This window comes from Paenibacillus sp. 05T425, assembly GCF_056396205.1.
The window spans coordinates 147,120-156,183 of sequence record NZ_JBFTLA010000005.1; the positions used below are offsets into that span (position 1 = coordinate 147,120).

General features: G+C 34.6%; 22 protein-coding genes. All 22 read left to right on the plus strand.

Going from position 1 to position 9,064, the window contains the following annotated elements:
* Positions 1-61: 61 nt before the first annotated feature.
* The gene (locus tag AC1DF0_RS12285; RefSeq protein ID WP_477574153.1) at positions 62-1,126 is read left to right on the plus strand and encodes an ATP-binding protein; all 1,065 of its coding nucleotides are present in this window, start codon (positions 62-64) and stop codon (positions 1,124-1,126) included.
* 124 nt (positions 1,127-1,250) lie between these two features.
* Positions 1,251-1,811, plus strand: a complete 561-nt coding sequence (locus tag AC1DF0_RS12290; RefSeq protein WP_477574154.1) for a 3D domain-containing protein — start codon at positions 1,251-1,253, stop codon at positions 1,809-1,811.
* Positions 1,812-2,117 (plus strand): nucleotide modification associated domain-containing protein, encoded by a 306-nt coding sequence (locus AC1DF0_RS12295; RefSeq protein WP_477574155.1) that lies wholly within the window; start codon positions 1,812-1,814, stop codon positions 2,115-2,117.
* A complete protein-coding gene (locus tag AC1DF0_RS12300; protein ID WP_477574156.1) occupies positions 2,101-2,637 on the plus strand; it encodes a guanylate kinase in 537 nt (178 codons plus the stop codon). Before AC1DF0_RS12295 ends, AC1DF0_RS12300 begins: the two co-directional genes overlap by 17 nt.
* Positions 2,638-2,639: 2 nt before the next feature.
* Positions 2,640-3,164: a 5' nucleotidase, NT5C type gene (locus AC1DF0_RS12305; RefSeq protein ID WP_477574157.1), complete on the plus strand. Its 525-nt coding sequence runs from the start codon at positions 2,640-2,642 to the stop codon at positions 3,162-3,164.
* Between the two features lie 8 nt (positions 3,165-3,172).
* The gene (locus tag AC1DF0_RS12310) at positions 3,173-3,337 is read left to right on the plus strand and encodes a hypothetical protein (RefSeq protein WP_477574158.1); all 165 of its coding nucleotides are present in this window, start codon (positions 3,173-3,175) and stop codon (positions 3,335-3,337) included.
* An 11-nt stretch (positions 3,338-3,348) separates the two neighbouring features.
* Positions 3,349-3,585, plus strand: a complete 237-nt coding sequence (locus tag AC1DF0_RS12315; RefSeq protein WP_477574159.1) for a hypothetical protein — start codon at positions 3,349-3,351, stop codon at positions 3,583-3,585.
* A 32-nt stretch (positions 3,586-3,617) separates the two neighbouring features.
* Positions 3,618-3,842 carry a hypothetical protein gene (locus tag AC1DF0_RS12320; RefSeq protein WP_477574160.1) on the plus strand — a complete coding sequence of 75 codons (225 nt, stop codon included), beginning with the start codon at positions 3,618-3,620 and terminating at the stop codon, positions 3,840-3,842.
* A 47-nt stretch (positions 3,843-3,889) separates the two neighbouring features.
* On the plus strand, positions 3,890-4,201 hold the full coding sequence (locus AC1DF0_RS12325) for a hypothetical protein (protein ID WP_477574161.1): 312 nt from the start codon (positions 3,890-3,892) through the stop codon (positions 4,199-4,201).
* 102 nt (positions 4,202-4,303) lie between these two features.
* Positions 4,304-4,492 (plus strand): hypothetical protein, encoded by a 189-nt coding sequence (locus AC1DF0_RS12330; RefSeq protein WP_477574162.1) that lies wholly within the window; start codon positions 4,304-4,306, stop codon positions 4,490-4,492.
* Between the two features lie 9 nt (positions 4,493-4,501).
* Positions 4,502-4,741, plus strand: a complete 240-nt coding sequence (locus AC1DF0_RS12335; protein ID WP_477574163.1) for an HPr family phosphocarrier protein — start codon at positions 4,502-4,504, stop codon at positions 4,739-4,741.
* A 13-nt stretch (positions 4,742-4,754) separates the two neighbouring features.
* A complete protein-coding gene (locus AC1DF0_RS12340; protein ID WP_477574164.1) occupies positions 4,755-4,910 on the plus strand; it encodes a hypothetical protein in 156 nt (51 codons plus the stop codon).
* Positions 4,911-5,152: 242 nt separating this feature from the next.
* The gene (locus tag AC1DF0_RS12345; RefSeq protein ID WP_477574165.1) at positions 5,153-5,311 is read left to right on the plus strand and encodes a hypothetical protein; all 159 of its coding nucleotides are present in this window, start codon (positions 5,153-5,155) and stop codon (positions 5,309-5,311) included.
* Entirely contained in the window at positions 5,312-5,515 is a 204-nt protein-coding gene (locus AC1DF0_RS12350) for a hypothetical protein (protein ID WP_477574166.1), read from the plus strand.
* 27 nt (positions 5,516-5,542) lie between these two features.
* The gene (locus tag AC1DF0_RS12355) at positions 5,543-5,713 is read left to right on the plus strand and encodes a hypothetical protein (RefSeq protein ID WP_477574167.1); all 171 of its coding nucleotides are present in this window, start codon (positions 5,543-5,545) and stop codon (positions 5,711-5,713) included.
* A gap of 89 nt (positions 5,714-5,802) precedes the next feature.
* On the plus strand, positions 5,803-6,051 hold the full coding sequence (locus AC1DF0_RS12360) for a DUF7446 family protein (RefSeq protein ID WP_477574168.1): 249 nt from the start codon (positions 5,803-5,805) through the stop codon (positions 6,049-6,051).
* 32 nt (positions 6,052-6,083) lie between these two features.
* Entirely contained in the window at positions 6,084-6,794 is a 711-nt protein-coding gene (locus AC1DF0_RS12365; RefSeq protein WP_477574169.1) for an HNH endonuclease, read from the plus strand.
* A 33-nt stretch (positions 6,795-6,827) separates the two neighbouring features.
* The gene (locus tag AC1DF0_RS12370; protein WP_477574170.1) at positions 6,828-7,091 is read left to right on the plus strand and encodes a hypothetical protein; all 264 of its coding nucleotides are present in this window, start codon (positions 6,828-6,830) and stop codon (positions 7,089-7,091) included.
* A 29-nt stretch (positions 7,092-7,120) separates the two neighbouring features.
* On the plus strand, positions 7,121-7,300 hold the full coding sequence (locus AC1DF0_RS12375; RefSeq protein WP_477574171.1) for a hypothetical protein: 180 nt from the start codon (positions 7,121-7,123) through the stop codon (positions 7,298-7,300).
* Positions 7,301-7,346: 46 nt separating this feature from the next.
* On the plus strand, positions 7,347-7,799 hold the full coding sequence (locus tag AC1DF0_RS12380) for a hypothetical protein (protein WP_477574172.1): 453 nt from the start codon (positions 7,347-7,349) through the stop codon (positions 7,797-7,799).
* 39 nt (positions 7,800-7,838) lie between these two features.
* The gene (locus tag AC1DF0_RS12385) at positions 7,839-8,222 is read left to right on the plus strand and encodes a hypothetical protein (protein WP_477574173.1); all 384 of its coding nucleotides are present in this window, start codon (positions 7,839-7,841) and stop codon (positions 8,220-8,222) included.
* A gap of 97 nt (positions 8,223-8,319) precedes the next feature.
* Complete coding sequence (locus tag AC1DF0_RS12390) at positions 8,320-9,012, plus strand: hypothetical protein (protein WP_477574174.1); 693 nt, start codon at positions 8,320-8,322, stop codon at positions 9,010-9,012.
* Positions 9,013-9,064: the final 52 nt, after the last annotated feature.

Consider the following 9,064-nt stretch of genomic DNA (forward strand, 5'->3'; position numbering starts at 1 on the left):
AGAGTGATGTTGAACGACATCACTCTCAATATCTTTAAACAAAAAGGGAGAAATGTTAAAAATGTTTGATTTGAGTATTCTAGGAGTAGAGCAAAATATTCCAAAGGTAAATTTTCTTGAGTACACAGGAATCTTTGAAGCACCTGAGAAGTTTGGTAAGACAGCGTTCTCTGCGCTTTATCCAAATGCAATCCTGCTAGCAGCAGAGAAGGGATACATGGCTCAAGTTATCAATAAAAAGGATATTAATAACTGGAGTGATTTTGTTAAGTTTGTTGACTTGCTTGCTAAGAACCGCGAGCAAATTGGAACAAGTGTTCAAACGATCATTATTGATACTGTAGATGAACTATATCCAATGGCAGCGCCATATGTAGTAAAACGTGAGAGCATTAATGACCAAGTTGCATATAAGAAACTAAAAGATATTCCATATGGTCAAGGCTGGGGGCTAGTTGATGAAGAGTTTAAGCGTCAAATTAAACGCATCATCAGCATGGGATTTACAATCCTTTATCTTACTCATAGTACTGTAAAACAAATCAAACCTAAAAACGGTGAACCTTATGATGTTTATAAATCAACAATGACAGATCGTTGTGCCAATATTGTTTATCCAGCTTGCGATTATATCATTCACGGTGAACGTCGAAAAATTGAAATCGAAGAAGGCGTAACTGAACTAAAACGTGTTTTAACTGTCAAAGGTACTGATGATGCTGTCGCAGGAAATCGAGTGTACTTTGAAGATGATGTAGTCTTTGATACGGAAGAAGAGGCCATGGAAAAATTTCAAGCTAGATTTAAAGAAGGCATTAAGCGCAACCTTGAAAAAGCTGGTATTAAGACGTCGCTTGATAAGCTTGAAGCACAACAATTGAAAGAAAAAGAAGATCAGATTAAAAAGTATATGGTTGAAGAGCAAGTTGAGATTGATGTTAAAACCAAAGAGGTTATCAAAGAAGAAATTAAAACAGCTATTGCAAACCTACATGAAGACGTAAGTAAAAAAGATATTGAAGATAAGTTTTTGGAAGTGCTTGGTATGAAAAACTACACTAAAGTAGAAGACATTAAAAAATTGCAAAAAGCACTTGATTACGTTAACACATTGGCTAAAAAATAACCCATTGAAAGAGATATTTCGTTGCCTTAGATGAATATATAGTAGCGCAACAGTCCCAGATGATTCGCCATAACAAGCAACTATCTGGGACTTCTTTACAAAAACGAATACCGAGGAGGAGTGTATGGGAAGAATCATTCTCTCTATCTTCTTATTGATTATCTTAACTTCATTCACAAATGTTAAAATCGATGAGAAACTAGAGGCAAACAACTATATTTATGACGAATTAACTTATTTCACCGTCCAATTAATCGAGGATATTAAAATAAAAAGTGAAAATATTGATATTACTACCAAAGAAAGTTTGACTGTTGAGAAAGAGTTGAAAATTAAATCTGTAGCTATAGCGACTATGATTGATGAAAATAACTACGAAATTTTCAACGTTACCGCATACACCAATGGGTATGAATCTACGCAGAAGCGTAAAGGTGAAGATGGGTATGGGATTACAGCAAGCGGAGAAAAGACAAAAGCAATGCACACAGCAGCATGCCCTAAATCGATGCCATTTGGAACGGAATTATACATACCTTACTTTGACAACACTTTTGTATGCGAAGACCGAGGAGGGGCAATCAAAGCTGGCAAATTGGATATCTATATGGAGACAGTTGATGAGGCTTTAGAGTTCGGCAGAAGAAAACTAGAAGTTAGAGTCATTAAAAGAGAAGAAAGCTAGGTGAATTTATTGATAACTCAGGATCAGCGAATAGCCGAAGTAGCAGGACAGTTAAAATCAACATTAGTTCGCAAGAATGCCGATTATGGAGATGCCTTTGCCAAGAGGTATAGGAAACATGGTATTTTATCGGCGTTCATTAGAATGGAAGATAAGTGGCTTAGGCTTGAAAATCTAATCAGCGGTTCAAAGCAGCAAGTAAACGATGAATCGATTCGCGATACTATTCAAGATTTAGCTGGATATGCGATTTTAACCCTAATTGAATTAGATAAGGAGAGTGAAAATCTTGTTACAGCAGAATAAACTTATTCTAGTTTCAGGCGCTTCAGGTTCAGGTAAGACAACAGTGATGCGCTCAATCATGGATAATGAGATTGTCTCATTTACAACTAGGCTACCAAGAGAAGGAGAACAAAGTGGTATTGACTATATCTTTATTTCTCCCGAACAGTTTCAAAATCTCCTAAATAACAACGGCCTTATTGAATACACAAATTATGGTGGCAATTATTATGGCGTTACTCGCGAAGAGTATGAATCCAAGCTTAACAGTGGAGATACGTTCTTCATATGTGATGTAAATGGAATGCGTCAAATGAAAGAAATACATAGCAATTGTGTGTCAATATTTATTTATTGTGATAGAGAAACTGTTGAATCTAATATGAGACAACGAGGGGATTCAGAAGGAAATATCTTTAAACGTCTAAAGACCTATGATGATGAGATTAATAATCTTGTGTATTATGACTATATTGTAACGAATAAGCAGGGGTTAATCGAAGATGCAATTGAGGATGTAAAGGACATTATCGGAGGTTAAGAATGCAGCGCATTTGTATTGATCAAGACCACGTTTTAGCCGATCTAATTTCTCCTTGGGTAGAGAAATATAATAATACATATAATGATGATTTGAAAGTATCTGATATAACGATGTGGGATTGGCATGTAGCTACAAAACCAGAGTGTTCTAAGAAAATATATCAAATGTTGACTCCAGACCTATTTGAGAATCTTCCTGTTATTCAAGGTTCTCAAGAAGTGGTAAAAAAGTTAACCGAAAAGTATGAAGTCTTCATCGTTACAGCAGCTAGAAATGCTGAAGTCATTCCTGCAAAAGCTCGCTGGATCAAAAAGAATTTTCCTTTTGTTAAAAGAGAGAATGTTGTGTATGCAGTAAATAAGAGCATTTGTCTAGCAGATAGTTTGATTGATGATGCTCCTCACAACCTAGAAACCTTCAAAGGTGAAAATAAATTATTGTTTAATGCCTCTCATAATCAAAGCGAGGATCGATTTAATCGAATGATGGACTGGAATGACATTGCTACTTTCTTTGGAGTATAGGAGGAAATATGAAATCCGACGAGCGAAACAAAAAGCAATTTAAACAGAAGGAACATAAGTTCACCAGTAAGAAGTTCAGCAATCCCAAGGAGTCTGGGAAGTATAAAGACTTCCAATACGATCACTACGTAGAAGGAATCAATTTGGGCAGAGTGGATTCTTTTGAATTCTAAGGAGGGATTGAATGGCTCAATATCTAGTGTCAATATTGCATAAAGATGAGAAAACCCAAGAAACAGTAACAAGAAAAATACATAGTGTTACCGTCGAAGGATTAAACGATGAAGAGTTCGTATCGCCTGCTATAGTTAATAAGCGTAATAGTATGGCAGTGCAGATCGCAATTTCAAAACATATGCTAGATTACGGTATCTTCGAAGGTGATTCAATTCATATCGAAGAAGTGAAACGAATTAAATAGGCGATGAAAATTATAATTTATGGAGTGGAATCTTGAGAAGAACTTTATACAAAGTATTAATTGATAAGTACCCTCACAAAATTAATGATGCTGATTATGATTTGATTAAGAAGGAAGTATCCTTTTTTCTTCTAGAAGGGTTTACGGTTGATGAATGTGTAGATGCAGCACTGTTGTTTTATGACAGACATCCTATTTACGATGATGATCCTGCTGCTTGTTTTTCTTATGGCATGAATCAACTCTTAATCCATTAACAGTCTTTGAAAGTCATCTTTTATGACCTAAAGAAAGGAGGACTCGCATGGGAGAAATTTCAGCTCAATACATAGATAAGTTGGTTGATGATCGACATTATCCGCTGAACCATAGAACGAAGAAGAACATTGTATGGACTTCGGCTAATGGAACAACTTATGAACCTGAAGACATGGAGAGTAGTCATTTAATGAATGTGATACATCTCTGTGAACGTAGGGATGGACATAAAGGTGTGAAATTTTTGAATAATGCGCCGTCATACATAGGGATGGTTGATGAGTTAATTAAAAGAGGTTGCTTGTCAAATAAATATTATTTACTTGAACTCGAAGAACGTAAAAATGTAAGAATATAAAATATTCAAAAGCGACTCATTTGCTGCACTCATTATCTCTTAATCGCAACAGAATATATCCTCATTGAGTTGTAATCAAGAGATAATGAGGAGGATTATGACATGTTAGAAAAATTGATTGGTGATTTTGGTCAAACAAGCCATTTAGAAACTGCTTTCCAATGGAAATTTGCATTTGAGCATCCATATTTACACACGTTTATCGAGATATCAGATTCATTTTTATACGTTGTTGTTGCCTTCGGTGCTTATATTGTTGTAAAACACATTATGAAAAAGAAAGCTGAGTAAGGTATAAATATGAGTGAACTAAAGATCCAGTTAAGCAAACCGAGTTTCCGAAAATTATGGGATGTCACTAAGGCCGCATCAATTGCTGAAAGACCTGTTAAGGTAAATAAGTTGAACAAAGAATACATAGTAGTTAACGCTAAAAGCATGCTTGATCTGTTGTCGCTGCACCTGAGAACTGGAGACATTCTAGTTTTCAGGTCTGAAGATGATGAGATGTTAAATGAAATTCGTAAGTTGTTTAGATAGGCGGTGCACATAAATGGAGGATGAAGAGGTTACAAGATTTATAGGATTGCTAACTGAATGGCGAGACAAAGGATTGAATTGGGGAGATTGCTGCGAACTAAGAACCTTTAAAAATCAATTCAGCGATGCAATCGAAGAGTATTATCAAGAGTGGAGTAGTTTTGTGTGAGGCATGTCATAAGGAGGAAAATATTATGCAAGAATTATTGCTGTATGTGACTTGATAAAGGAAATTCTTGATAGGAACTATGGAAAAGAAGTTGTTTTCTACAACGAAGGACAGTGGTATTCAAGAGATCACAGCAGAAACTTAACACTAGATGAGCTGAGAGAATATTTATTACAAGTTATAGAGCCGTTGTGGTATGAGGAAACAGAGCAACCTTTCATGGACTAGAGGAGATCACGACAATGGAAAATCAGATTTGGTGTAAAAAGTGTAATCAAATGTTTGACTGTGAAGGAGCAATTCCAAACGCAAATTGGAATGCGAATCTAAATAAGAAATGTCTCCTGCAACGAGATGAAGATTGCACTAATATAAAACAAAATTCAGAGGACTTTAAATAAATGAGCACTGGTGGACTTTCTATAGAAGAAAAGGAAATTGCTGATCATATTATTGCTGCTTGGAACGGATTTATTAAGTTGCAACAATCTCATCCGAACGACAAAATCGAATTTCATCGAGGCATCCATCTTATACAGCATACGTTGGGGATGAGAGTTCTTAGAAGAGACTATCCAGATTATTGGATTGATAAAGGCGAATAAAACATCAATTTAAAGGGGAAATGAAGCATGAAAGTTGTAATCAGTAAATTGGAATTAGATCAGATTATAAGAAACCATTTAAGTGATACAATCGTCGCACTTCAAATGTCTGAAGAAAACTCTATTGTTGAATATGTTAAAAATAGTAGTAGCACAAGAATTGATGAAGTTCATGTTGAGGTATGGGAAAGAACATAAAATCGTTCTTTTAAGAGGAATTGGGAGAGGCTGCATGAATAACTGTACATTTTATTACTGTCCTGAATGTGGAAAGAAGGTTGATGAGAATGAGTAAAAATGTAGTTCTAAGGGTAAGTGGTTTAGGGAATAGGATTTATGCAGGAACGATTAGCAAGCGTAACCCAAACATAATGAATGATAGTAGAACAGATGTAACAGATGAAGCGATTAAAGCAGTGTTTCAGCATCTACAGATGGAGCATAAACGAAATGATAAAGGTACAAAATCTTTTGGTTATGGTTTTGATGGATTAGGAGAGATTCATTATCATCCTCCAAAAAGTAATAGCCAATAGAATCAGGAATTTATTCACTATGAAGGGAGTGATTGAAAAGTAAAATGGGTTTAAGTAAAGAAGAAATAGATGCTAGAAAACAGAAAAAGAGACAAGAAAAGTATGATGGCACTCATAATGTTATTGATAAGACAATTTATAAAATTTGCAGTATTCATAATGAGTGGTTGCCAATGAATGATACATACTATTATAGAAACAAAAGCAGCGTAGATGGTTTTAATCCATATTGCATCGAATGCACAAAAGAAAAGACTAAGAAATGGCAAGAAGATAATAGTGAGAGATATTACGAAATGATTACGCATAGAGGTAAAAATCCATCTCCTCGGAGATTAAAAACTCTTAGTGAAAGATCATTGAAACAAAGGTTAACTGGTTACAACCAAAAATGGAGAAAAGAAAATCCCGAAAAATCAAAGAAATACAATAGAAAGAGAAGCGAGGAAAAGGATCATGAAATTTCTGATAACGAGTTAAATGTATTATATGAATACGCTAATTACTCTTGTATGTACTGCGGAATGACTGAAGAATACAGTAAATATATTTTTGGTGAAAGACTTCATCGTGACCATGCTTATAACTMAGGATCAAACGGCATAGACAATTGCCTTCTTGCCTGTAAGAGTTGTAACAGCACAAAAAATCATCGAGATTGGGATGTGTGGTATACACCAGATAATATTGTATTCGATATAAATTCTTTTAATAAGATTGTGGATTGGCTGAAAATCCAATAAATTTTGTCTTTCAAGGGGTGGGCGTGAATAACAATGAAATTAGTGGATTATGTATTTGAGAAAGCAAATGAAGTGGATCGAATTGAAGTTATGGCAAGTCACTATGATATAAAAGCAAAAGATTATATCACTACAGGATATTGTCCATCTGCATTTAAAATTTTATCAAATACTCCTTACGAAAAGCCATACTCACCTGAAAAGAACGATAAGAATAGTTGTAAGTTTTTGAATGGCGACAATGAAAAGAAATGTCTTGAGTGCTGGAATAGAGAAGTTCTGGTATTTGAGAGGTAATAAAACTTGACTTTTATGGGGTGAATAATTTGAAAGAAAAATCAATTGATCGTTATTTGGATGATTTAGCAGCTAAGAGTAAATATTCATCTGATGAGATTATCAAAAAACTTCGAAATCAGATATCTACAACTAATTTACATGATAGAAGCGACTACAATATTGGCTATAGAGATGCATTAAGAGATATKATTCAAGAATTTAAATAAACCAATCAAACTGGAATTTCATTAGGGAGAGGGGAAGGTTTAAAAAATGGGGAGTTTTAGTTGGCTAAAAGCCGATAGTTTAACACAAGTAAATAATATTGCATATGGTGAACCATTCAAATGTCTAATACCTCAAAAGTATGGTGGTGGTTTCATCAAAGATTATTACCAAGATTATGGGTATTTAGGTAGAACGGAAGAGGGTAAGCCAAAATATGATATGTACGAATTACTTGCGTTTTGGAATCATGAGCAGTTAGAGGCTAAAAGTAAAGAACTGTATTATGAAGGCGAGTTTCCGAAGTTAAAAACAATTGACGATCATACACAAAAAAATAGAAATCGCGGAATTGATATTGGTTGCTACGATGATGATATTGATAAACTAAAATATCCTCTTAAGTTAGTATCTGTTTCATTCAAGGGTACATATGAGGAAATCAAGAGTCCAAGTTATGGTGATCCGAATCAAGGATTTTATAAAACATACAGAGCATAATAGGGTATTGAAATGGAAATTTCAAGAGGTGAAAGGGAAATGAGAATTTTAAACGATATTGATCTTCATCAAGAAAGTGTAGACTATTTGAGTAAGGTATTTAAGGAATATCGCGAAATTGAAGCAATACCTGACACAATTAAAGATCCGATTATTCATATCTATCCAAAGAAAGATACCTATGAATCAGACGGCGAATTAAATGGATATACAGATGCTTTGTTCTCAGAAATACATATTTATGAACCGCATAATATGACCGTATGGAAGAGTCGACGATTACATGATGCTATAAATTCTTTTGAAGATTTAACAGTAAAACAAATAAAAATTTTCAAAGACTTAAGTACAATGATTACTTTGTCAGGCCGCTATAGGGTTAGTTCGTTTACTGCATTGGAGCTTAGAAAGGCGAAGCAATAATGAGATTTCATTCTCCTACTTTGCTGTAATCATTTCCAGATAACGAAATTTAGTATATAATTTTCTTGTTTGTTAAAAAAGAACAAGGGGATAAACGATGAACAAGAAAATGATTATCGGAGTAGTTGCAGCTTTAGTAATTATAGGATGGGTACTTGGAAGAAATGATGACTCTGATAACACGAACGAAACTGCTAACACTGAATCAAATGAAGTGCTAACTAGCGAATCGAAATCAACTCAAGCACCACAATCGCCACAAGAACAACAAGATGAAAAATACGAAAGCCTATTTGAGCGAGTAGCAGTAAGCCCTCCGACACTAGGCGAAAGCGAAGATGACTATATAAAAATATTTGGCGATGATTACGAAAAAGCGTCAGACGTATTTATTTATGATAACTATACGTTTTCCTTTCATCCAAATAGAAAGAATAAGGTTTTTGAAGTGAGAATCGAAAATGATATTGACGGTAATAGCAATTTTAAAGATGGGCTTACTAAAGAAGAGTCTATACAAATTGCTCAAAAATATCTCCCTTCTGATTCTGAGTTGATTGGAGAAGTAACGCATGGAAAGTCTAGACTGTCAGACGATGAGCAAGAAAAAAACTTGTTTATGCTTTATAAAAGCGAAAGCATCAAATCTATCTCTGAAGGCCTCAGATATATGGAGGTAGGCCAATCACAAGATGGAAAAATCAAGATTACTATTTCTTACAATGATAAGAAAGTAAAGGGTATAGGGGTATCAGTTGAAGACTGGAACGATGCGCTGTTAGAAGAGTAGATTTAAGAATCGAGTCTCTGATGTTGTTCAATCAGAGACAGCAATATAAATT

Excerpts from the sequence above, each read along its gene's own strand:
- AC1DF0_RS12285 (WP_477574153.1), top strand. The coding sequence starts at position 62 with ATGTTTGATTTGAGTATTCTAGGAGTAGAGCAAAATATTCCAAAGGTA.
- AC1DF0_RS12290 (WP_477574154.1), top strand. The coding sequence starts at position 1,251 with ATGGGAAGAATCATTCTCTCTATCTTCTTATTGATTATCTTAACTTCA.
- AC1DF0_RS12305 (WP_477574157.1), top strand. The coding sequence starts at position 2,640 with ATGCAGCGCATTTGTATTGATCAAGACCACGTTTTAGCCGATCTAATT.
- AC1DF0_RS12310 (WP_477574158.1), top strand. The coding sequence starts at position 3,173 with ATGAAATCCGACGAGCGAAACAAAAAGCAATTTAAACAGAAGGAACAT.
- AC1DF0_RS12315 (WP_477574159.1), top strand. The coding sequence starts at position 3,349 with ATGGCTCAATATCTAGTGTCAATATTGCATAAAGATGAGAAAACCCAA.
- AC1DF0_RS12325 (WP_477574161.1), top strand. The coding sequence starts at position 3,890 with ATGGGAGAAATTTCAGCTCAATACATAGATAAGTTGGTTGATGATCGA.
- AC1DF0_RS12330 (WP_477574162.1), top strand. The coding sequence starts at position 4,304 with ATGTTAGAAAAATTGATTGGTGATTTTGGTCAAACAAGCCATTTAGAA.
- AC1DF0_RS12335 (WP_477574163.1), top strand. The coding sequence starts at position 4,502 with ATGAGTGAACTAAAGATCCAGTTAAGCAAACCGAGTTTCCGAAAATTA.
- AC1DF0_RS12340 (WP_477574164.1), top strand. The coding sequence starts at position 4,755 with ATGGAGGATGAAGAGGTTACAAGATTTATAGGATTGCTAACTGAATGG.
- AC1DF0_RS12345 (WP_477574165.1), top strand. The coding sequence starts at position 5,153 with ATGGAAAATCAGATTTGGTGTAAAAAGTGTAATCAAATGTTTGACTGT.
- AC1DF0_RS12350 (WP_477574166.1), top strand. The coding sequence starts at position 5,312 with ATGAGCACTGGTGGACTTTCTATAGAAGAAAAGGAAATTGCTGATCAT.
- AC1DF0_RS12355 (WP_477574167.1), top strand. The coding sequence starts at position 5,543 with ATGAAAGTTGTAATCAGTAAATTGGAATTAGATCAGATTATAAGAAAC.
- AC1DF0_RS12360 (WP_477574168.1), top strand. The coding sequence starts at position 5,803 with ATGAGTAAAAATGTAGTTCTAAGGGTAAGTGGTTTAGGGAATAGGATT.
- AC1DF0_RS12370 (WP_477574170.1), top strand. The coding sequence starts at position 6,828 with ATGAAATTAGTGGATTATGTATTTGAGAAAGCAAATGAAGTGGATCGA.
- AC1DF0_RS12380 (WP_477574172.1), top strand. The coding sequence starts at position 7,347 with ATGGGGAGTTTTAGTTGGCTAAAAGCCGATAGTTTAACACAAGTAAAT.
- AC1DF0_RS12385 (WP_477574173.1), top strand. The coding sequence starts at position 7,839 with ATGAGAATTTTAAACGATATTGATCTTCATCAAGAAAGTGTAGACTAT.
- AC1DF0_RS12390 (WP_477574174.1), top strand. The coding sequence starts at position 8,320 with ATGAACAAGAAAATGATTATCGGAGTAGTTGCAGCTTTAGTAATTATA.